The 22,416-nt window shown below is 70.4% G+C and carries 17 protein-coding genes and 1 pseudogene; 12 read left to right on the forward strand and 6 right to left on the reverse strand.

The features are described 5' to 3' along the window. The first annotated feature begins 39 nt into the window (after positions 1 to 39). Positions 40 to 579: pseudogene (locus tag AB0C82_RS15210) on the forward strand (pyridoxamine 5'-phosphate oxidase family protein). Positions 580 to 742: 163 nt separating this feature from the next. Here the strand turns inward: AB0C82_RS15210 and AB0C82_RS15215 are convergent. The 3 genes from AB0C82_RS15215 to AB0C82_RS15225 form a co-directional block, all read right to left on the reverse strand. Then, positions 743 to 1,534 (reverse strand): putative protein N(5)-glutamine methyltransferase, encoded by a 792-nt coding sequence (locus AB0C82_RS15215; RefSeq protein WP_362841125.1) that lies wholly within the window; start codon positions 1,532 to 1,534, stop codon positions 743 to 745. A 192-nt stretch (positions 1,535 to 1,726) separates the two neighbouring features. Continuing rightward, complete coding sequence (locus AB0C82_RS15220; protein WP_362841128.1) at positions 1,727 to 1,951, reverse strand: hypothetical protein; 225 nt, start codon at positions 1,949 to 1,951, stop codon at positions 1,727 to 1,729. 77 nt (positions 1,952 to 2,028) lie between these two features. Then, positions 2,029 to 3,528: an MDR family MFS transporter gene (locus AB0C82_RS15225; RefSeq protein WP_362842042.1), complete on the reverse strand. Its 1,500-nt coding sequence runs from the start codon at positions 3,526 to 3,528 to the stop codon at positions 2,029 to 2,031. 162 nt (positions 3,529 to 3,690) lie between these two features. Between AB0C82_RS15225 and AB0C82_RS15230 the strand changes: the two genes are divergently transcribed. The 4 genes from AB0C82_RS15230 to AB0C82_RS15245 all read left to right on the forward strand — a co-directional run bounded on the left by AB0C82_RS15230 (position 3,691) and on the right by AB0C82_RS15245 (position 10,623). Beyond that, the gene (locus tag AB0C82_RS15230) at positions 3,691 to 4,281 is read left to right on the forward strand and encodes a TetR family transcriptional regulator (RefSeq protein ID WP_362841131.1); all 591 of its coding nucleotides are present in this window, start codon (positions 3,691 to 3,693) and stop codon (positions 4,279 to 4,281) included. Positions 4,282 to 4,350: 69 nt separating this feature from the next. Then, positions 4,351 to 9,609 (forward strand): caspase family protein, encoded by a 5,259-nt coding sequence (locus tag AB0C82_RS15235; RefSeq protein WP_362841133.1) that lies wholly within the window; start codon positions 4,351 to 4,353, stop codon positions 9,607 to 9,609. Further along, a complete protein-coding gene (locus AB0C82_RS15240) occupies positions 9,596 to 9,922 on the forward strand; it encodes a hypothetical protein (protein ID WP_362841136.1) in 327 nt (108 codons plus the stop codon). Before AB0C82_RS15235 ends, AB0C82_RS15240 begins: the two co-directional genes overlap by 14 nt. Continuing rightward, entirely contained in the window at positions 9,919 to 10,623 is a 705-nt protein-coding gene (locus tag AB0C82_RS15245; protein WP_362841139.1) for a hypothetical protein, read from the forward strand. The genes AB0C82_RS15240 and AB0C82_RS15245 overlap by 4 nt, the downstream gene beginning before the upstream one ends. A 7-nt stretch (positions 10,624 to 10,630) precedes the next feature. Here the strand turns inward: AB0C82_RS15245 and glnA are convergent, their stop codons facing one another. Then, a complete protein-coding gene (gene glnA / locus AB0C82_RS15250) occupies positions 10,631 to 11,992 on the reverse strand; it encodes a type I glutamate--ammonia ligase (protein WP_362841142.1) in 1,362 nt (453 codons plus the stop codon). Positions 11,993 to 12,234: 242 nt separating this feature from the next. On the opposite strand from glnA, the gene AB0C82_RS15255 reads away from it, so the two are divergent. The 4 genes from AB0C82_RS15255 to AB0C82_RS15270 all read left to right on the forward strand — a co-directional run bounded on the left by AB0C82_RS15255 (position 12,235) and on the right by AB0C82_RS15270 (position 16,418). Continuing rightward, on the forward strand, positions 12,235 to 12,915 hold the full coding sequence (locus tag AB0C82_RS15255) for a DUF3105 domain-containing protein (RefSeq protein ID WP_362841144.1): 681 nt from the start codon (positions 12,235 to 12,237) through the stop codon (positions 12,913 to 12,915). 104 nt (positions 12,916 to 13,019) lie between these two features. Next, on the forward strand, positions 13,020 to 13,748 hold the full coding sequence (locus AB0C82_RS15260) for a DUF305 domain-containing protein (RefSeq protein WP_362842044.1): 729 nt from the start codon (positions 13,020 to 13,022) through the stop codon (positions 13,746 to 13,748). A gap of 118 nt (positions 13,749 to 13,866) precedes the next feature. Further along, entirely contained in the window at positions 13,867 to 14,292 is a 426-nt protein-coding gene (locus AB0C82_RS15265; protein ID WP_362841147.1) for a CBS domain-containing protein, read from the forward strand. Between the two features lie 371 nt (positions 14,293 to 14,663). Next, positions 14,664 to 16,418, forward strand: a complete 1,755-nt coding sequence (locus AB0C82_RS15270) for an NAD+ synthase (RefSeq protein ID WP_362841149.1) — start codon at positions 14,664 to 14,666, stop codon at positions 16,416 to 16,418. Between the two features lie 284 nt (positions 16,419 to 16,702). On the opposite strand, the gene AB0C82_RS15275 is transcribed toward AB0C82_RS15270, so the two are convergent. Next, positions 16,703 to 17,932: an MFS transporter gene (locus AB0C82_RS15275; RefSeq protein ID WP_362841152.1), complete on the reverse strand. Its 1,230-nt coding sequence runs from the start codon at positions 17,930 to 17,932 to the stop codon at positions 16,703 to 16,705. 191 nt (positions 17,933 to 18,123) lie between these two features. Next, a complete protein-coding gene (locus AB0C82_RS15280; RefSeq protein ID WP_362841154.1) occupies positions 18,124 to 19,146 on the reverse strand; it encodes an endonuclease/exonuclease/phosphatase family protein in 1,023 nt (340 codons plus the stop codon). 332 nt (positions 19,147 to 19,478) lie between these two features. On the opposite strand from AB0C82_RS15280, the gene panB reads away from it, so the two are divergent. From panB to AB0C82_RS15295, 3 genes are all read left to right on the forward strand, one after another. After that, the gene (gene panB, locus AB0C82_RS15285) at positions 19,479 to 20,366 is read left to right on the forward strand and encodes a 3-methyl-2-oxobutanoate hydroxymethyltransferase (protein WP_362841157.1); all 888 of its coding nucleotides are present in this window, start codon (positions 19,479 to 19,481) and stop codon (positions 20,364 to 20,366) included. A 184-nt stretch (positions 20,367 to 20,550) separates the two neighbouring features. Further along, positions 20,551 to 21,564: an ATP-binding cassette domain-containing protein gene (locus AB0C82_RS15290; RefSeq protein WP_362841159.1), complete on the forward strand. Its 1,014-nt coding sequence runs from the start codon at positions 20,551 to 20,553 to the stop codon at positions 21,562 to 21,564. Further along, the gene (locus AB0C82_RS15295) at positions 21,561 to 22,409 is read left to right on the forward strand and encodes an ABC transporter permease (RefSeq protein ID WP_362841162.1); all 849 of its coding nucleotides are present in this window, start codon (positions 21,561 to 21,563) and stop codon (positions 22,407 to 22,409) included. Before AB0C82_RS15290 ends, AB0C82_RS15295 begins: the two co-directional genes overlap by 4 nt. Positions 22,410 to 22,416 lie beyond the last annotated feature (7 nt).

Consider the following 22,416-nt stretch of genomic DNA (forward strand, 5'->3'; position numbering starts at 1 on the left):
CCGCACTGCAGAGACACGAGGACGAACAGGAGGTCCGCCATGTCCGAGACCATCTCAGGGACCGGCGCCGGGCACGACCCGGTCACCGATCTGGACGCCCGCTACAGCAGCGAGGGCGCCACGGCCCGCCCCTGGCAGGAGGCCGTCGGCCTGCTCGCGAGGGCGGAGCTGTACTGGCTGTCCACCGTCCGCCCGGACGGCCGCCCCCACGTCACCCCGCTGATCGGGGTCTGGTCGGCCGGGGCCCTGCACTTCTGCACGGGCCCGGAGGAACGCAAGGCACGCAATCTGCTCGGCAGCCCCGAGGTCGTCCTGACCACCGGGACGAACACGCTGGGCGAGGGCCTCGACCTGGTGGTGGAGGGCCGGGCGGAACGGGTGGCCGACGAGGAGGAACTGACCCGGCTGGCCGCCGCCTGGGAGGCGAAGTAGGGCGCCGAGTGGCACTTCGACGTCCGGGACGGCGCGTTCTCCACCGAGGCGGGCGGCCCGGCCCTGGTCTTCGCGGTGGCCCCGCGTACGGCCTTCGGCTTCGCGAAGGGCGACCCGTTCGGCCAGACCCGGTGGCGTTTCGGCTGACGGGGCGGGGTGGGGACGTATCAGCCGGCGGGGTGGGGGCGTATCAGCCGGCAGGGCGGGGAACGGGGCCCCGGCTTCACGGGGCGGGTGCCCCGGCCGACGGGGCGGGGAGCGGCATACCCCGGCCCGTTGGCCCGCCGGCTGACGGCTGCCGACGGACCTCTCAGCCCGTCGGCCTGGTACCGATGACGACGGTGGAGTACAGCTCCTCGGAGGTGACCACGCGCGGGATGAGCCCGCCGCTGCCGACCGCCTCCCGCGCGAGCGCGGCCTGACGCTCGCTCGTCTCGACGAGCAGGCTGCCCCCCGGCGCCAGCCAGCGCGGCGCCTCGGCGGCCACCCGGCGCATGACGTCGAGTCCGTCGCCGCCGCCGTCGAGTGCCACGCGCGGTTCGTGGATGCGCGCCTCCGGGGGCAGCAGCTCGACATCGTCGGTCGGTACGTACGGGACGTTGGCCAGCAGGACGTCGACGCGCCCGCGCAGGGAGTCCGGCAGGGAGGCGAAGAGGTCACCCTCGTAGACCTGCCCCAGGTCGCCGATATTGCGCCGGGCGTACCGAACGGCCGCCGGTTCGACGTCGGTGGCGTGCAGCTCGACTCCGTCGAGCACCGCCGTCAGGGCGGCTCCGAGTGCTCCGGATCCGCAGCAGAGGTCGACGACGACGGACGGGGTGGGGGTGAGTGCGACGGCCTGGTGGACGAGGAACTCGGTGCGGCGGCGGGGCACGAAGACACCGGGGCCGACATGGACGCGCAGCCCGCAGAACTCGGCCCAGCCGAGGACGTGTTCGAGGGGCAGCCCGGCGACGCGGCGCTCGACCATGGCGGCCAGGGCAGCCGGGGTGCCGGCGGTGGAGAGGAGAAGCGCGGCCTCGTCCTCCGCGAAGACGCACCCTGCGGCGCGGAGGGTGGTGACGATCGACGAGAGGGAGAGCGGTGACACGGATACCGACATGAAGCGGAGCCTTTCGGGAAAGCCGATGGGCGCTCCGCGATCGTCTATGTCGGGTCGACCACGCGATCGTCGGAAGGGAGCACCCAGCCTGATACAGCGGTAATGGGTCTCACCTCCTGAGTTACGTCCCCGTGCGGGGAGGGATCACCTTACCCCAGGGGCCTGACGAACAAGGCAGCCCTGGGGCAAGGATCAGCGCCGGGGCTGTCGGTGGTCGCGGCCTCCGTCGATGAACCGGTTGTGGACGGCTATCGATGTGTTGGCCGCCCGGATCTCCCGGGCCTCCGCGCTGTGGTGGCGTTCGATCTCCTGGCCGTCGAAGTTCTGTGTGCGGCGCCGCGCGCGCAGACTCACCTTCACGACCAGGAGCATGGTCAGTGCGAGCAGCGTGCCCAGGAGTACGAGCACTTCGGTCATGTTTCCCCCCGTCGAAGGGGTCCATTGTCCGTGCCGCCTCCCGGCCCGTCCAGGCCTGGACCAGGGGTCCCGGCCTGTCAGAGATCCACGCTGTCCCGCAGTTTCGTCGGGGTCAGGAAGAGCGAGGCGACCACGCCGACCACGGCGATGGCCGCCGAGAGCAGGAAGATGTGGCCCGTCGCGTCCCCGTAGGCGGCCCGTACGACTTCCTGGATCTCCGGGGGCATGGCCGCCACGTTCAGGGTCGATCCGCCGGACGACGAGGCGGCCGGGTCGATGCCCAGCTCCGTGAGCCCGGACGCGATCTTCGTGGCGACCTGGTGGGCCAGCACCGCGCCGAGCACCGAGACGCCGATGGTGCCACCGAGTGATCTGAAGAAGGTGATCGCGCCGCTGGCCGCGCCGAGTTCACTGAGCGGGACGGTGTTCTGGAGGACGAGGACGAGGTTCTGCATCGACATACCGACACCCGCGCCGACCGCGGCCATCCCGAACGACACGAGGACCAGGGGGGTTTCGTGGTCGATCGTCGACAGGCCGAGGAAGCCCAGGGTGAGGACGACGACCCCGGTGATGATGTACGGCTTGACCTTGCCGGTCCTGGAGACCAGCCGCCCGGCCACGGTCGAGGAGACCAGGACGCCCGCCATCAGCGGGATGGTCAGCAGACCGGCCTCGGTCGGTGAGTAACCGCGGCCGATCTGGAAGTACTGGCCGAGGAAGACGGCTCCGCCGAACATCGCCATGCCGACCGCGAGGCTCGCCACGATGGCGAGGGCGGGGTCCCGGCGGCGTACGACGTCGAGCGGGACGACGGGTTCCTTGACGCGGTTCTCGACGACGACGGCCGCCGCGAGGACGAGGGCACTGGCGCCGGTCATGGCGAGCGTCTGCCAGGAGATCCAGTCGAAGTCGTCCCCGACGAAGGTGACCCAGAGCAGGAGCAGGCTGACGCCGGCCGCGATGAGGGTGGCACCGAGGTAGTCCACCTTGACGTCCGCACGGCGCACTTCGGCGAGGTGCAGCGTGCGGGAGAGCATGACGGACGCGAGCAGCGTGAAGGGGACGGCGATGAAGAAGCACCACCGCCAGCCGAGCCATGAGGTGTCCGTGATGAAGCCGCCGAGCAGCGGTCCGCCGACGGTGGAGACGGCCATGACGCCGCCGAGGTAACCGTTGTACCTGCCGCGCTCCTTGGGGCTGATCATCGCCGCGATGATGACCTGCACGAGCACCTGGAGGGCTCCCATGCCGATGCCCTGAAGGGCACGGAAGGCGATCAACTGCTCGGTGGACCCGGCGAATCCGCAGGCGACCGACGAGACGACGAAGATGCCGATGGCTATCTGGAGCAGCAGCTTCTTGCTGAACAGGTCGGCGAGCCTGCCCCAGACCGGGGTGGAGGCGGTCGACGCCAGCAGCATCGCGGTGACGACCCAGGTGTACTGCGACTGGGTGCCGTTCAGCGAGCCGATGATCTGCGGGAGGGCGACGGAGACCACGGTGCTGCTCGTCATCGCCACGAACAGCACGATGAGCAGGCCGCTCAGCGCCCGCAGGACGTCACGGTGCTCCATGGGCGCGACGTCGGGCGGCGCGGCCGTTTCTGCGCTCACGCGCAACCTCCGGAAGGTGTGGTCAAGGGGCAGAAGGATTCACCATACATGCACACTGGGCAATATTGCTCGCTGAGCAATATTGCCCGACGGGCATGTGTTGGCACGTTGATAATGGAACCCATGGAGAGCTCTGTGGGACTGCGGGAACGCAAGAAGGAAGCCACCCGCCAGGCTGTGCACGAGGCCACGCTGCGCCTGACGGTCGAGCTCGGCTTCGACCACGTGACCGTGGAAGCCGTGGCGGACGCCGCCGGCATCTCCCGCAGGACGTTCTCGAACTACTTCGACGGCAAGGAGGACGCCCTCCTGTACGGCGAGGAACGGCAGATGGCCGCCCTGGTCAGAGCCGTACGCGAACGGCCCGCCGACGAGCCCGCCTGGCCCGCGCTCCGGGCCGCGATGAAGCAGTTCTCCAAGGGGGTCGCGCCACCGGAACGCGAATGGGCCGTACGCACCAGGCTCGCCCTGCGGCACCCCTCCCTGCTCGCGCGGCAGCTAGCCAACCACGCGGCGATGGAACGGGACCTGGCCGAGGCCGTCGCCCTGCGCGCCGGCCCGCCGAACGGGGCGGTACGCCCCCAGGTAATGGCCGCCGCGTTCCTCTCCTCACTCCGCATCGCGATGCGGATGTGGATCGAGGAGGACCAGACCGGGGACCCGGCCGCCCTGATCGACGAGATCCTCGACGAGATGTCCCGGGGCTTCGACTGACCTGCCGGCGCACCCCGCCCCTGACATAATCTCCGCCTGACTCTCTTGCGGGGAAGGTGACTTGGGGGAATGCGGATCAGCCGGACCATGGGCACGGGCCGACGGCGGGCACTGCTGATCGCGGTGCCGGGGCAGCCCCGGCTGGAGCGCGCGGCACAGACGAAGGGCGAGTTCGTCCCGCTCGGTTTCGCACCGCGCGACGCCGAACGGCTTCGAACCGCCCTGATCGGCTCCGGGTACGCGGATGAGATGGTCACCGTGCTCGACACCGAGGACGACACGACCAAATCGAACATCGCCGACCGGCTCGGGCAGTTCCTCAGCTCCTGCGCTTCCGAGGACATCGGGGTCGTCTACTTCTCCGGCCACGGCGTGCGGATCGACGGGACCGACTACCTGGTGCCGAGCGACGCCGCCCCCGACTACGCCGACCCGGACGCCCCGCTCCTCAACCCCGACACCCTCATCGGCGTCGTACCCGACGACCTGCTGCGCGCGCTCACCTCCGACGCCACCCTGCTGTTCTTCTTCGACGCCTGCCGCAGCAGAAGCGGCGCCCCGACCGGCTTCACCGGGATGAAGGTCGGCCGCCACCGGGAGAACGTCCTCCTGGTCAACGCCTGCGAACCGGACGCCGACGCACTCGGCGACGAGGAGCGCGGCAGCGTCATGGCGCAGGCACTCGCCGAAGCCCTCCGGCCCGAATCCTCCGCACGTACGGTCGACCAGGTCGTCCGCCACGTCACGGACCGCGCCCACGTGATCGCCGAGTCGTACACGTACCAGGAACCGCCGGCCGTCACCCACCGCTGGCTCGGGCTCGAACACCGTCGCAGCGAACACGGCACGGTGGAGATCTGCGAGGGCACCCCGTACGCGGACGCCTGGACGAGGGCGGTGGACGGGTCCGCGCTGTGGCAGATCACCAGTGGCGGCCATGTCCAGCAGGCGCAGGTCAAGGAACAGCTCGCCGCGCTGATCGACAAGGTCGTCGCCATCCGCAGGCTCCGCTCGTCCTCCCGGGACCCGTGGGACGACGAGCTGTACCCGCAGCGCGTCGTCAAGCAGCTCGACCGCCTGCTCGCCGGGCACGGCCGGCTCAGCCTGCTGGAGACGACGACCCTCCTGGCGGCGCCCTTCCTGCGGGAGGCCGCGATCGCCTGCGGGCTGTACGCCCTCCACCTCGCCGACGGGGCGTGCCGAGCCGAAGACACCCCGCCCTCACCCCCGCGCGAGGGCTTCGGCGCTGACCTCGACCGGGACATGGCGGACGTGCGTCGCGCCTACCGGCAGATCGAGTCGCACCGGCGGACCCTGCTGCGGCGGGAGAAGGAGAGCGACGCGATCGCGGTGGAGCACTGGCTGCGGCACCGCTTCCTCGCCGACTGGGATCTCCTGTGGGTCGAAGGCCCCGCCGAGTTCAGCAGCCTCTGGGAGGCCATCCGGCTGTTCTTCGAGGCGGCCGGGAAGGCCGTCGGCACGCTCAGGGAACACCACCGTCTGATGCTCGACCACGCCCTGCTGCAGGTGGTCTCCCAGATGAGCACCGCCCCCGGCGACGCGGCGCCGGGCGGCGAGCCGTGGGACGACAGCCTCACCGAGCAGCTGTACGGCGAGGAACGCTGGACGTGGCGGCCGAAGGAGCTCGCGACGCTGCTCCACGTGGGCTCGCTGCTCGCCATCGACACCCGGATGCTCGACGGGGTGATCACCGATCATCTGGGGGCGACCCTCAACCGCGTCACCCCGGAGGAGATCGTCACCGAGGTCCACGGCAACGACGGATTCGTTCCCGCAGCGGCGGCCGGCGATCCCTTCGCGGCGACGGCGCCCGCTGACAGCGAGGCGATGACCGACCGTTGGGTGCTGCGCTTCCACAGTCGGCACGCAGCCGTGTTCACCGCGCTCGACCGGCTCGCCGCGGTTGTCGCCCAGGCCGGGCGCAAATACCGCCGCACCAGCGGAAAGCTGCGGACCGGGGACCTGCTGTACGGCATGCCCGAGATGGTGAAGACGGACGGGCTGCATCCCGAAGCCAAGGCCTTCGACCGGCCACCGCCCCGTTTCCAGCTGGCGGAGGACGAGGTCAAGCCCCTCATCATGGGCACCCGGCTGTACGGCGACCGGATGCTGGCGGTCCGCGAGCTGTACCAGAACGCGCTCGACGCGTGCCGGGTCCGGCACGCCAGACGCCTCTACGCGGCGTACGAGAAGACGGACGGCGCGCCGGGCCGGTCCCTGCGGGAGGACCTCACCGACTTCCAGGTGACCTTCACCCAGGGCACGGACAAGGCGAACCGCAAGTACATCGAGTGCAGGGACAACGGCGTCGGGATGACCGGCGAGGAGCTCAGAGACCTGTTCGCCCGCGCGGGACGGCGCGCCGAGCAGTCCCAGACGCGGGTGCGGGAGATGCGCCGCTGGCGCCGCAAGGGCATCGAACCGGAGCTCAACAGCCGCTTCGGCATCGGAGTGTTCAGCTACTTCATGCTGGCCGACGAGATCGAGGTGACGACCCGTCCGGTCGACCTGTACGGGCGGGCGAACTCCGGGAAGTGCCACCGCGCGGTCGTGACGGCGGGGTCCGGCCTGATGCACATCGAGGAGAAACCGGCCGACCTGGAGGGCGGCGGGACCATCGTCAAGCTGTACGTGCGTGACGAGGACGAAGAGGACGACGAGAGCAGGGACGGCCCGTCGCAGGCACAGCGTTCCTCACTCGTCCACGCTCTCCGGGAAGCGCTCTGGTGCGCTCCGCTGCTGGTCACCGCTCAGGAGAACGACGGCGAGCCCGTCACCTGGCAGCCGGGGGAGCTCTACGGGAACGTCGCGCACGACGGACAGCCCATCCCTGCCCACGACGACGTCTGGTGGGTCCAGGGCCAGGGGATGCTGCTCTCCGACGGCCTGCTGATCTCACGGGACCAGCGCCTGTACGGGTACGTCCTCAATCTGCGACGACGGCACCGTCCTCGGCTGAGCGTCGACCGCAACCGCCTGCTCCACTACGACGAGGCGGCCGTGCGCGCAGATCTCCAAGCGGCGCTGCCCACCCTGACCACGTGCCCATGGGGGCCGATACCGATGCGGTGGCTGTGGTCCATGACCGCGGAGCACCGGAGTTTCGCCCTGGCGCTGGTCGGCCACCTGCTGAGGCAGGATGCCTCCGTCGTGATCACGGACACCGAACTGCTGGACCCCGGCGCCGCCGCGCCGGAGATCCCTCTCCGCACGATGGGCTGCTTGCCCAGCGACTCCGAACTGCACCAGCGCTCGCCCGCGACACACTCCCCCTATTCCGATGACTCCCCCGCGGGCATCTTCCACCAGAGCTTCACCGCGTGGCGTGCTCGGCGGACGGGGCAGGACCACAGGGACGGGACACCTGACGCGGCGGCCGGACCGGCTTCCTACCCCGCCCCCGTCGCACTGGACGCCGTCGTCTTCAACAGGGTGGGTCCCGGCTGGGAGGATCTGCTGTTCGCCGCCCACTCGACCGGGATCTCGCTACGCCGTCTCGTCCGTGCCGTGCGTCGCTACGCCGTCACCGGAGTCCATGTCCCGGAGGCAGTTGATCTGCGCCATCTGGACAACGTCGGGCCGAGCCTCGAACTGTCCTCCCTCTACGGTCTGTTCACCAATGGACTGTTCGGGCAGGACGCAGGATCCTCCGAGCCGATCGCCACTGAACAACTGCGTGACCTCGTGCTCAACCAGTCCCTGGAGGGGCGTCAGCCGCTGGGCGAACTACTGCGGCAGTGGGAGGAGCTGAGTCTGATCGACCCTCGGATCCCCCGCCCCGGCGCCCATCCGGGAGATCTGGCGGAGCACGTTGTGGAAGCCTCCGAGCTGCAGGCCCTGGTCGGCAGACAGATGGGCAGGGGAACCGGTCCCCCCGCCCGGCCGTTCCCCTCCCTCGTGACGCCGCTGGACATCGTCCTGCGCGCCTGGCAGACATCCATGAGCACGACGGAAGTGGAGTCGGTGGTCCACCGCTTCGCCCCGCTCGGCTTCCGGCCCGCCGGCGCTTCGCACGCCGCGCCCCCGGCGCAGTGGAACCTCGCGGACCTCTGCACCGGCCTGACGACCGGTGCGGTCCTCGTGGAGGACGTCACCCTCTTCCACCTGGCCAGGATCTCCGCCAGGCACGGGCAGACGATGGGGCATGTCGCCGGGCGGCTCTCCCCCGTTGCCGCCGCACTGGGACTTCCGGTCGCCGAACCGGGAGAGCTGGCGTCCGTCGTGGCGCCGACGTGGTTCGGTGCGCTTTCGCATCGCGAGTGCGCCGGCGCCTCGGCATGGGAAGTGCTCACCGCGATCACCGACACCGAACAGTCGAGGGTGACCAAGCGGACGGAGCCGGCCGAGGGAGATCCGTCAGCCCTCCAACTGTTCGCGGACCATGGGCTGCTGACGGAATCAGGGCTCAGGGCCGCGCGGCTGCGTCCGTCGGACGTGCTCGGTGGATTCCCGCGAAACCTGTCGACCGACTGGTGGACCCTGACGGGGGCCGGAGTCACTCAGGCTTTCCCCATCTCTCCGGAACGCCGGTCCGACCGCGTCGAACTTCCCTATCTGATCGGACTCGCGGCGCAGGCATCGCGCACCCTCGGCCGTACCGCGGACGAACTACGCATGGCCGTAGCTCCGTTCGGCCTGGAGGTCGCACGGGTGCCGGAGGAGGCGACCGGCCTCCGGCCCGACCTGGCCGTCTACTACGCCTTGATCCAGCCGCACGAGGTGCGGTGGAAGGAACGCCTCACCGGCACGGACCTCCGCATCTTCGCCCAGGCGTCCCGCATCCCCGTCCACCGGGCCGCCGCCCTCCTTCATGCCTACAGGCCGCTCGGCGCACCCGGGCTGCCCGTCCCGGCGGACGCGGCACTCCCGGACGACGGGGACGACGTACCCGAGCAGGAGGTCTGGGAAGCACTGCCGCCCCAGGCGCTGCACGACTCCTGGATCCTGAGCCCGCTCTCGCTGGTGATGACGGCGGCCCGCCTCGACACCGACGTACGCACGGCGTACCGGCGGCTGCTGCGCTTCAGGTGCATCGGCGTGGACATCCCGTTCGCCGAGCCCTCGACCACCCGGAAACCGGACTGGCGCGACGTCATCATCCTCACCACCCGGTTCACCGGCCGCGAACCCGCGCTGTGCGGCGACGTGTCCGACAGCCATCTCGTCCTGGCGCGGGAGGAAACGGAGCTGACGGCCGCGGAGGTACGTCAGCGGCTCCAGGACTACGCGGAACTCTTCGGTCTCCGGCTGCCGCCGGAACCCTCGCCCACCACCGGATCAGGAGCATCGGACCATGCCGGACCATGACGCGACAGTGCGCTATCTGCGACGCAAGCACCCCACCAAGGTCACCGGCTTCGCCTGGGAGTTCACCGGCGAGAGCCTGACCGTCCGCGGCGAGTGCCCGGAGTGCCGGGGCGAGACCAGCTACGAGCCGCCGGTCCGCATCCAGGTCGGCGTCACGAAGGGCCCCGGGGGCCCGGCCAAGGTGGGCCGCATGGGCCCGGAGGAGACGTACATGGTGTGTCAGTGCCCGTACCCGCATCCGGGCGACACCCAGGAGAAGGGCGGCTGCGGCCGCTCCTGGACCGCGGTGCGCCCGCCGGCGGGCACCCCGTGAGCGGGACCGATCCGTACACGACGGACCAGCTGGACCGTGCCGCCGAACGGCTTGACGAGATGGCGAACGCGCAGCTGGACATCGCGCGGCGGCAGGCCGAGGGGTGGCGCAATTTCCTCACCCTGGCCACGGGCCTGCTGACCGCCGTCCTGATCCTCAAGGGCCGCGACAACGTCACAGAGCTCCCCACGGGCTACCGGGTGGCGGTGACCGCCCTCCTGGCCTGCGCCCTCGTGGGCCTGCTGGCCGCCGCGTTCGCAGCGGTGTCCGCCGCGCACGGGAAGCCGGGGGACGATCTGAAGTACCCCGATGCCTTGAGTCTGCTCGACTGGGAGACGGAGGAACGCAAGCGGATCGTGGGCCACATCCGCTTCGTCTGCTGGGCGACCGCCATCGGCGTCCTGGCGGTGGCGGCCGCCGTACTTCTCACCTGGACGGCCCCCGCCCCCGAGGAGAAGAAGCCGGGCCCCCAGCTCGTGACCGTACGGACCCAGGCAGGCCCGGTCTGCGGGGAACTCGTCGCGGTGGACGCCAAGGGCGTCACGGTCCGGGAGGTCCCCGCCACCGGAGCCAAGGGCAGCAAGGACAAGAAGAAGGACGACAAGGCGGGGAGCGCGGAGAAGGCCGCGAAGCCCGGCGTCCTGCGCCATCTGCCCTGGGGACCCGAGGCCACCGAAGTGACCCCGGCCCCCACCTGCTGACCTGCGCCTACAGCACCGGCAGGAGGTTCTTCAGCTCGAAGGCCGTGACCTCGCTGCGGTACTCCTCCCACTCCTGCTTCTTGTTGCGGAGGAAGAAGTCGAAGACGTGCTCGCCGAGGGTCTCGGCGACCAGTTCGCTCTTCTCCATGAGTGCGATCGCTTCGCCGAGGTTCTGCGGGAGCGGCTCGATGCCCATCGCGCGGCGCTCGGCGTCGGACAGGGCCCAGACGTCGTCGTCGGCGCCCGCCGGGAGTTCGTAGCCCTCCTCGATGCCCTTGAGGCCCGCGGCGAGGAGCACCGCGTACGTCAGGTAGGGGTTGGCGCCGGAGTCGATGGAGCGGACCTCGACGCGGGCCGAGCCGGTCTTGCCGGGCTTGTACATGGGGACGCGGATCAGGGCGGAGCGGTTGTTGTGGCCCCAGCAGATGTACGAGGGGGCCTCGCCGCCAGCGCCCGCGGCGCGGGAGGAGCCGCCCCAGATGCGCTTGTAGGAGTTGACCCACTGGTTGGTGACCGCGGAGATCTCGGCGGCGTGCTTCAGCAGACCGGCGATGAAGGAGCGGCCGACCTTGGAGAGCTGGTACTCGGAGCCCGACTCGTAGAACGCGTTCCGGTCGCCCTCGAAGAGGGAGAGGTGGGTGTGCATACCCGAGCCCGGGTAGTCCGAGAACGGCTTGGGCATGAAGGTGGCCTGTACGCCCTGCTCCAGCGCGACCTGCTTCATGACCAGGCGGAAGGTCATGATGTTGTCGGCGGTGGAGAGCGCGTCCGCGTAACGCAGGTCGATCTCCTGCTGGCCCGGGGCGCCCTCGTGGTGGCTGAACTCGACCGAGATGCCCATCGATTCGAGCATGGTGATCGCCTGGCGGCGGAAGTCCATGCCCACGTTCTGCGGGGTGTGGTCGAAGTAGCCGGAGTTGTCGGCGGGCGTGGGCCTCGTGCCGTCCAGCGGCTTGTTCTTCAGCAGGAAGAACTCGATCTCCGGGTGGGTGTAGAAGGTGAAGCCCAGGTCGGAGGTCTTGGCGAGGATGCGCTTGAGCACGTAGCGCGGGTCCGCGAAGGACGGCGAGCCGTCGGGCATGAGGATGTCGCAGAACATCCGGGCCGTGCCGGGGGCCTCCGCACGCCAGGGAAGGATCTGGAACGTGGCGGGGTCGGGCTTGGCGATCATGTCCGATTCGTACACCCGGGCGAATCCCTCGATGGCCGAGCCGTCGAAGCCGATGCCCTCGTCGAACGCCTGCTCCAGCTCCGCGGGGGCCACGGCGACGGACTTGAGGAACCCGAGGACATCGGTGAACCACAGCCGTACGAAGCGGATGTCGCGCTCCTCGAGTGTCCTGAGGACGAATTCCTGCTGCTTGTCCATAGCCACATCCTTGCAGTTCAGACGGTCTGTGCACCACCGCCCGGGGTAGGGGAGGAGCTCCAGTATCACGACCCGGGATTTCACCCAGATTACGCACTCGGTGTGAGAGAGAGCACTCGGCCACCCACTACGATCGGCGGCCAAGACGTGCAAGGGGGTCCGCGACATCGCAACTGCCCTCCGTATGCCTGTCTCATGACCCGTTTCACCCCCTCTCCCCCTTCGCAGAAGGACTGGCCGACATGAGCTTCGACCGCAGGACCCGCCCAGAGCAGATGCGCGACGCCGACCGCACACGCGACCGTCGCAACCGGGTCGTCGCGATAGCGCTGAGCACCCTGGTGGTAGCCGGTCTGGTCGGCTTCGGCTCGTACCTCGTGCTGGACAGTTCCGAGGCGAAGGAGCAGACGTCGGGCGCGGTCACCGAGGACGGCAAGCAGCCGACGGAGGACGGGTCGGCGTCGGCCGCCGGGCCCGTCACGGGCGAGAAGTCCTGGGATGCGAAGAAGCTCACCCGCAACCACGTCGCCGGTGACGTGAAGTACGCGATGCGGCCGCCGGTGGGCGGTGACCACAACCAGGCGTGGCTGAACTGCGACGGCGTCGTATACGAGAAGGCTGTCAACGACGTCAACGCGGTGCACTCCCTCGAACACGGTGCCGTCTGGGTGACCTACAGCAGCAAGGCCGCCGACGCCGACGTGCGGAAGCTGAGCACTCGCGTCGACAGCACCCCGTACTCGCTGATGAGCCCGTACGAGGACCAGACCGGGGCGATCATGCTGAGCGCCTGGGGCAAGCAGGTCACGGTGGACGGCGCCGACGACCGGCGGGTGGCCCAGTTCTTCGCGAAGTACGTCCAGGGCCCGCAGACGCCCGAGCCCGGTGCGCCCTGCACCGGCGGAATCGGGGCCGCCGGGTGACGAGGGAGCCCGGTACCGGCCCGGAGCCGACGGAAGCCGGAGAAGGCGCCGGTCCGGCGGACGCCGCGCCCGGGACCGAACCGGCGGACGGGAGCGCGCGGCGCCTGCGGCGCACACGGTGGGTGGCGGGTTCCGCCGTGGCCCTCGCCCTGCTGTTCGCGGGGGCGGCCACGGTCGCCTCCGCGCGGGGCGACGGGACGGGCGGCGCGGGCCACGGTGGAGACCATGGCGACGGTGTCGCCTCCGCCCCCTCGGCGCGCTCCGCCGACGCGGGCTTCGCACGCGATATGGCCGTCCACCACCAGCAGGCCGTGGAGATGTCCTTCATCGTGCGTGACCGTACGCGGGACGAGGACGTACGGCGTCTCGCGTACGACATCGCCAACACGCAGGCCAACCAGCGGGGCATGATGCTCGGCTGGCTGGATCTGTGGGAGCTGCCGAAGACCGCCCCCGACGGGCAGCCGCCGATGCGCTGGATGGCCGGCGATCACGACGGTCACGGTGGGCATGGCGGGCACGTCACGGACGGCACCGAGGGGACCGGCGGCGAGGCGTTCACGGCGCACGACGGGGCCTTCATGCCCGGCATGGCCACCAGGACCGAGCTCGACCGGCTCCGCGCGGCGGACGGCAGGCGGGCGGAGATCCTGTATCTCCAGCTGATGACCGACCACCACGAGGGCGGCGTCGACATGGCACGCGGGTGCGTCGGGCTGTGCACCGTGAAGGTCGAGAAGCGGCTGGCCCAGGGCATGGTCGACGCCCAGCGGTCCGAGATGAACCTGATGGCCGACATGCTGACGGCCAGGGGAGCGAAGCCCCGCCCCTGAGGCGAGGCGCCGCCCACCCGAACGGGTCGCAGCGGTCGCGTGCCCCGGGCGCCCCCACGACGATGGGTGCGCTCGGGGCCGTAGCCAGTGCCGACCGGCACGCAGGAGGAAACCCTTCATGACGACCGCCAAAGACATCATGCACAGCGGGGCCCAGTGGATTCCGGCCCATGAAACGCTCGACCGCGCAGCACAGATGATGCGTGACCACAACGTGGGCGCCCTGCCCATCTCCGCCAACGGTGGGCAGGACCGCATGGTGGGCATCCTCACCGACCGCGACATCGTGGTCGGCTGTGTGGCCATGGGCCGCGACCCGTCGAAGGTGACCGCGGGCGAGCTCGCCCAGGGCACGCCGCGCTGGATCGAGGCGGGCGCCGATGTCGACGCGGTGCTGCACGAGATGCAGGAGCACCGGATCCGCCGCCTCCCCGTCGTCGAGAACAAGAAGCTGATCGGCATGATCAGCGAGGCCGATCTGGCGCAGCACCTCTCCGACGAGCAGATCGCGGGCTGGGTGGAGAAGGTCTACTCGCGCAGCTGAGGCGCCTCGGTGACAGCCGTGGCCCGACACTCCGAGGAATCCGACGAATCCGACGAAGGAGTGCCGGGCCACCGCTCGTGTGGCCGGTGGAGGGGCGGGTGCCCCCGGGTGGTGGGCGCTGATCCCCCGGTGAGGGCGCTGATGCCCGGCGGAGGGCGCGAACCCTCACGTGCCGGTTTGCGGGACCGCGCCCGGATACGTACCGGCTCCGTCCGCACCCGGGCGTGGCGTTCCACGGCGTCCACCACGCGGAGGCGGGCACGATGACGGTCATCGGCTACCGGCGCTGACCTGTCGCCCCGGCGGTCCGGCCCCTGAATTCACACGGTCCTCCAGGACATCGCGTCAGAAAGACGATTAGACTGGGCGGCGTGCCTCAACTACGCCTCGCACTGAATCAGATTGACTCGACGGTCGGCGATCTCGCCGGCAACGCCGAGTCGATCGTCCACTGGACCCGTCATGCCGCCGAGCAGGGCGCCCATCTTGTGGCGTTCCCCGAGATGGCGTTGACCGGCTACCCCGTCGAGGATCTGGCCCTGCGGTCGTCCTTCGTCGACGCGTCCCGCGACGCGCTGCACGCGCTGGCCGCCCGCCTCCAGGCGGAGGGCTTCGGCGAACTGCCGGTCGTCGTCGGCTATCTGGACCGTTCCGCGAAGGCCCAGCCCAGGTACGGCCAGCCCGCCGGGGCCCCGCAGAACGCCGCAGCGGTGCTGCACCGCGGGCGGGTCGCGCTGAGCTTCGCCAAGCACCACCTGCCCAACTACGGCGTCTTCGACGAGTTCCGGTACTTCGTTCCGGGCGACTCGATGCCCGTCGTGCGGGTGCACGGCATCGATGTCGCGCTCGCGATCTGCGAGGACCTCTGGCAGGACGGCGGCCGGGTGCCCGCCGCGCGTTCCGCCGGGGCAGGGCTGCTCCTGTCGGTCAACGCCTCACCGTACGAGCGGGACAAGGACGACACGCGGCTCGAACTGGTGCGCAAGCGGGCGCAGGAGGCCGGGTGCACGACGGCGTACCTCGCGATGATCGGCGGCCAGGACGAGCTGGTCTTCGACGGTGACTCGATCGTCGTCGACCGGCACGGCGAAGTGATCGCCCGCGCACCGCAGTTCTCCGAGGGCAGCATGATCCTCGACCTGGAGCTGCCCGCCGCCGCGGCCGAGCCGCCGTCCGGAACCGTGGACGACGGGCTGCGCATCGATCACGTGGTGCTCTCCGACGAGCCCCTCCCGGCGTACGAACCGGAGCTGACGGGCGGTTACGCGGAGCGGCTCGACGGCGACGAGGAGCTGTACTCGGCCCTGGTCGTGGGACTGCGCGCGTATGCCGCGAAGAACGGTTTCAGCAGTGTGCTGATCGGGCTGTCCGGCGGCATCGACTCAGCGCTCGTCGCGGCGATCGCGTGCGATGCGCTCGGGGCGCAGAACGTGTACGGCATCTCGATGCCGTCGAAGTACAGCTCGGACCACTCCAGGGGTGACGCGGCCGAGCTGGCGCGGCGTACGGGGCTGAACTTCCGCACCGTGCCGATCGAGCCGATGTTCGACGCGTACATGGGGTCGCTGGAACTGACCGGCCTGGCCGAGGAGAACCTGCAGTCCCGGCTGCGCGGCACGATGCTGATGGCGGTCTCCAACCAGGAGGGCCAGATCGTCCTCGCGCCGGGCAACAAGTCCGAGCTGGCGGTGGGGTACTCGACGCTGTACGGGGACTCCGTCGGTGCGTACGGGCCGATCAAGGACGTGTACAAGACGTCGGTCTTCCGGCTCGCGAAGTGGCGCAACCGTGCTGCGGAGGCGCGGGGGCAGGTGCCGCCGATCCCGGAGGCGTCGATCACGAAGCCGCCGAGCGCGGAGCTGCGACCGGGACAGGTGGACACGGACTCGCTGCCCGACTACGACGTACTGGACCGGCTCCTGGAGCTGTACGTGGACCGGGACCAGGGGCGCGACGCGATCGTGGCCGCGGGGTTCGACGACGCGCTCGTGGTGAAGACGTTGCGGATGGTGGACACCGCGGAATACAAGCGCCGGCAGTATCCGCCGGGTACGAAGATCTCGCCGAAGGGGTTCGGGAAGGACCGGCGGCTGCCGGTCACGAACCGGTGGCGCGAGTCGGGGTGACGGACGGGGCGCGCGGGACGGGCAGGGGCGGGGTGGACGGGACCGCCACCGGAGGCGCCCCCGCCCCGGCGCCGGTCCGTCCTTGACCGAGCCGGTGCCGGGCGCCGTCCCGTGGGTGCGCTTCCGCGCGGTCCCATGAGCGAGCTTCTGCGCGGGTGCCGTCCGTGCCCTTCCGCGCGGGTGACGTCAGCGCGCCATCTGCGCGTGCCCGTCAGCGCCCTTCCCCGCGGGTGACCTCAGCGCGCCTCCGTGCGTGCCCCTTCAGCGCGCTTCCGCGCGGTCCGTCAGCGCGCTTCCGCGCGGGTGCCGGACTCCGCCTCGTGGGCCGGGTAGCCGTCGCCGCCCGCGACGACCCTCGACGCACCCGGCTTGCGGTCACGGTCCAGGACGCCGGCCGTCGCCGCGATCGCCAGACCCACCACCGCCAGCACCGCGCCCACCAGGGCCGGTGAGGTCCAGCCCCAGCCGGCCGCGATCGCCACGCCGCCCAGCCACGCGCCGCCGGCGTTGGCGAGGTTGAAGGCCGAGTGGTTGGAGGCGGACGCGAGCGTGGGCGCGTCCTTGGCCTTGTTCATGACCAGCATCTGCAGCGGTGTGGTCGTCATGAACCCGATGCCGCCCAGCAGCACGACCATCACGAGCGCCGCCCACTGCACATGCACGGTGAACGGGAAGACGACCAGCACCACGGCGAGCGCCGCCAGCGACCCGTACAGCGTGGGCCGCAGGGCGCGGTCCGTGAGCGGTCCCGCCGCGAGCGCGCCCAGGGTCATCCCGATGCCGAACAGGGCCAGCACCAGCGTCACCGAGGATTCGCCGAAGCCCATGGCCTCGGTCGTCATGGCCGAGAGGTAGGAGTAGACGGCGAAGACTCCGGCGAACCCGAAGACCGCGGTCAGCAGCCCCAGGAGCACCTGGCGGTTGCCGAGCGCCCGCAGTTCGCGGCGGACGTTCTGCTGTGCGTCGAGCGGGATCTGCGGAACGAGGCGGGCCAGCGCCGCCATCGCACCCAGGCCGATCACCGCGACGACCAGGAACGTCGCCCGCCAGCCCAGGTGCTGGCCGAGCAGCGTGGCCGCCGGTACGCCGATGATGTTGGCGACCGTGAGGCCGAGGAACATCGTCGCGACGGCCCGCGCCCGGCGCCCCTCCGCCACCAGCGTGGCGGCGACGACCGCGCCGACGCCGAAGAAGGCGCCGTGCGGGAGCCCGGCCAGCAGCCGGCCCGCGAGGAGCCAGCCGAAGTCCGGGGCGAGGGCCGAGGCCAGGTTGCCGACGGTGAAGAGGGCCATCAGCAGCAGGAGCATCCGCTTGCGCGGGACCCGGGAGCCGAGGCCGGTGAGCAGCGGAGCGCCGAGGACGACTCCGATCGCGTACGCCGATACGAGGTAGCCGGCGGTGGGCACGGACGTTCCCAGGTCGTCGGCGACGTTGGGCAGGAGGCCCATCATCACGAACTCTGTCGTTCCGATGCCGAAGGCGCTCACAGCCAGCGCGAGCAGGGCCAGGGGCATGGTGATGAACCTTTCGGGGCAGGGGTGCGCGGCCCGGCCCGTGGAGGCCCGGCGGTGGGTGCGGCGTGCGGGGTGCGTGCCGTGACGCGTACGGGAGTGCGTGCCGGTTTCACCACCGGCACGCACTTAAGTATGTTCCCGGAACAAAGTGTCGCAGACGTTTTATGCCCGGAGGTGAACGGGCCGTTGCGTCAGAGTCCGACCCGGGCGGCGATCGGAAGATGGTCGCTGTCCGTGGCGGGGAGCGTCCACGACGACAGGGGCTCCACGCCCTTCACCATGATCTGGTCGATGCGCGCCATCGGGAACGTGGCGGGCCAGCTGAAGCCGAAGCCGTCACCGGCCGCGCCCTGCGTGGACCGCATCTGCGAGGTGACGGCGTTCAGCGAGCGGTCGTTCATCGTGCCGTTCAGGTCGCCGAGCAGGAAGACGCGGTCCAGCGGTTCGTCCGCGATGGCCTCGCCCAGCGCGTCGGCGCTGTTGTCCCGCTGGTTGGCCGTGAAGCCGGCGTTCACCTTGACCCGTACGGACGGCAGGTGGGCCACGTACACCGCGATCCCGCCCTCGGGCGTCGCGACCGTGGTGCGCATCGCCCGGGTCCACCCCATCTTGATGTCGACGGGCCGCGTGTCGCTGATCGGGTACTTGCTCCACAGGCCGACGGTGCCCTGCACCGCGTGGTGCGGATAGCGGGCGGCCAGCGACTTCTCGTACGTCGCGACCTGGCCGCCCGGCAGTTCCTGGAGGGCCACCACGTCCGCGCCCGAGCCCGCCACCTGCTGTGCGGTGCCCGCGGGGTCGGGGTTGCCCGCGTTGACGTTGTGGGTGGCGACGGTGAGGTCGCCGCCTTCGCCGGACTTGTCGGTGAGGAGGCCGCCGAAGACGTTGAGCCAGACCACGACCGGCAGCAGCAGCGCCACCAGCGCGGTCGCCGAGCGCCGTAGGAGCCCCAGGACCAGCAGCAGCGGGATGAAGACCGCGAGCCACGGCAGGAACGTCTCGGTGAGGCTGCCCAGGTTGCCGATGACGTTCGGGACCTGCGCGTGGAGGACCATCAGGAGGGTGATGAGGACCGAACAGGCGGCGAGCAGGATTCCACGCCGCCACATACCGCGGTCCGCCGTCCATCTCTCACGCAGGCCCTGGAAGCGGTTTCCGGTCCGGGGCGGCTCCATGCTGCCGCTGCCGGTGTCCGTTCCGTACGCCTGCACCATCGTGCTGTCCTCACTGCCTTGCCCTACACATCGCCGCGCCCCACGACCCTAGGCGATGAGTGGCGTTTTCCCGCCGTCGACGACGGCCGTACTCCTCACAGGACGACTGTCGCGGTGGCGCGGGTTCCGCTCAGGACACGGCCGGGCGGCCTTGTGACACAACGGGCACACTCGCCGGTATCCCCGGCGCGTCTGCTGTGACCTGCGGTTACGGGGCATCCGGGGAAGGTCCCGTGCGGGGCCACTTCACGGGAGGCGGCACGGGATGCCACCATGGAAGGGATCCGGGGACGCCGTCAGGGCGCCTCGAGATGACGAAGGAGCCGTTGGCAATGTCGCTTCAGGCTGCGCACGACCAGTCCACCCCCACTCCCCCCTCGGGGTCCGCCGACAGCAGCAAGGCGCTGTACGGAGGCAAGTCCACCCGCCGCATCACCGTCCACGACATCGCCGCCGCCACCGAGCGCGGCGAGAAGTGGCCCATGCTCACCGCGTACGACGCGATGACCGCGTCCGTGTTCGACGAGGCCGGAATCCCGGTCATGCTCGTCGGCGACTCCATGGGCAACTGTCACCTCGGTTACGAGACCACCGTGCCCGTCACGATGGACGAGATCGCGATGCTCTCCGCCGCCGTCGTCCGCGGCACCAAGCGCGCCCTGGTCGTCGCCGACCTGCCGTTCGGCTCCTACCAGGAGGGACCCGTCCAGGCCCTCCGCAGCGCCACCCGGCTGATCAAGGAGGCCGGCGTCGGCGCGGTGAAGCTGGAAGGCGGCGAGCGTTCCCACGAGCAGATCCGCCTCCTGGTCGACTCCGGCATCCCGGTCATGGGCCACATCGGCCTGACCCCCCAGTCCGTCAACGCGATGGGCTACCGGGTCCAGGGCCGCAGCGAGGAGTCCGCGCAGCAGTTGCTGCGCGACGCCAAGGCCGTGCAGGACGCCGGGGCGTTCGCCGTCGTCCTGGAGCTCGTACCGGCCGAACTGGCCGCCGAGGTCACCCGCACCCTGCACATCCCGACCGTCGGCATCGGCGCAGGGCCCGAGACGAACGCCCAGGTGCTCGTCTACACGGACATGGTCGGGCTGACCGGCGGCAAGGTGCCGCGCTTCACCAAGCAGTACGCGAACCTGCGCAAGGTCCTCGGCGACGCGGCGAAGGAGTTCGCGGACGAGGTCGTCGGCGGGACGTTCCCGCAGGCGGAGCACACGTTCCACTGACCGTCACGGACCATTTCCCGCACCACCGACAGCCCGCCGGCTTCCCCCTCCGGCGGGCTGTCGCCTGCTCACGGCCCGCGACGGTCCCGCTGTCGGCCCGCTGTCGGCCCGCTGTCGGCCCGCTGTCGGCCCGCTGTCGGGAAAATATCGGCGCGTTGTCAGTGGCGGATGGTCCCATGAGGCCATGACGCGAATCGACAAGAACCCCGGCCGCGGCGGGAACGCCGTCGAGGTACGGGGACTGGTCAAGCACTACGGCGAGACCAAAGCACTGGACGGTGTGGACCTCGACGTCCGCGAAGGCACCGTCCTCGGCGTACTCGGCCCCAACGGCGCGGGCAAGACCACCCTCGTCCGCATCCTCTCCACCCTGGTCCTCCCGGACTCCGGACACGCCACCGTCGCCGGCTTCGACGTGGTGAAGCAGCCCCGGCAGCTGCGCCGCACCATCGGTCTGACCGGGCAGTACGCCTCGGTCGACGAGAAGCTCTCCGGCTGGGAGAACCTCTACATGATCGGCCGGCTCCTCGACCTCTCCCGCAAGGCCGCGCGCACCCGCGCCGACGAGCTCCTTGAGCGGTTCTCGCTCACCGAGGCGGCCAAGCGCCCGGCGATGGACTACTCCGGCGGTATGCGCCGCCGGCTCGACCTCGCCGCCTCCATGATCGGCAGCCCGGCCGTCCTCTACCTGGACGAACCGACGACGGGACTCGACCCCCGCACGCGCAACGAGGTCTGGGACGAGGTGCAGCGGATGGTCGCGGAGGGGGCGACCGTCCTGCTCACCACCCAGTACATGGAGGAGGCCGAACAGCTCGCGAACGAGCTGACGGTCATCGACAAGGGAAAGATCATCGCCCGCGGCGGCGTCGACGAGCTCAAGGCGAAGGTCGGCGGCCGCACCCTGCACATCCGGCCCTCCGACCCGGCCCAGCTCTCCGCCATGGCCCAGGCGCTCAGGGAAGCGGGTCTCGACGGGATCGCGGGCGCGCAGGCCGTCCCCGACGAGGGACTGCTCTATGTGCCCATCCTCAGTGACGAGCAGCTGACCGCCGTCATCGGCCTCCTCGGCACGCGGGGCTTCTCGCTCGCCCACGTCGCCACCGCACTGCCCAGCCTGGACGAGGTGTTCCTCGCCATCACCGGTGAGAAGACCTCGCACGCGACCGACACGATCCCCGAGGAGGTCGCGGCGTGAGCACGGCGACTCTGACACCCACCCCCACCGACGCGGCACCGGCACGGACCGTCCCCGGGGAGGGGAGGATCGGGCTGCGGGGCAACCTCCGGCACATCGGGGCCCTGGTCCGGCGCAATCTCCTCCAGATCAAGCGGGACCCGGAGTCGATGTTCGACGCGGTCCTCATGCCGATCGTCTTCACGCTCCTGTTCGTGTACGTGTTCGGCGGCTCCGTCGGCGCGAGCCTCGGCGGCGACCGGCAGACCTACATCAACTACGTGGTCCCCGGGCTGATGGCGATGATGGGCATGAACATCGCCATGGCCGTCGGCACCGGCGTCAACGACGATTTCCGCAAGGGGATCATGGACCGGTTCCGGACCATGCCCATCGCCCGCTCGTCCGTCCTGATCGCCAAGATCGTCGTCGAGCTCGGCCGGATGATGGTCGCCACGGCGATCCTGCTGGGCATGGGCTTCATCCTCGGTATGCAGCTCAAGACCTCGGTGTTCGGGCTGCTCGCGGCGGTCGCGCTGGCGGCCGTGTTCGGCGCCGCCATCATGTGGATCTTCATCCTGCTCGGGCTGTCGCTGAAGACGGCTCAGGCGGTCCAGGGAATGGGGTTCCTGGTGCTGATGCCCCTCCAGTTCGGCTCCTCGATCTTCGCCCCGCCGACGACGATGCCCGGCTGGCTGCAGACCTTCACCGACTACAACCCGCTGTCCAACCTCGCGGACGCGGCACGCGGGCTGATGCTGGGCGGACCGGTCGCGCACTCCGTGTGGACGACGCTCGCCTGGGCCGTCGGCATCACCGTCGTGACGGCGCCGCTCGCGGTCAGCAAGTTCCGCAAGAAGACCTGACGGGTCG

It is taken from the genome of Streptomyces sp. NPDC048560, from assembly GCF_040650955.1.
Lineage (GTDB): Bacteria > Actinomycetota > Actinomycetes > Streptomycetales > Streptomycetaceae > Streptomyces.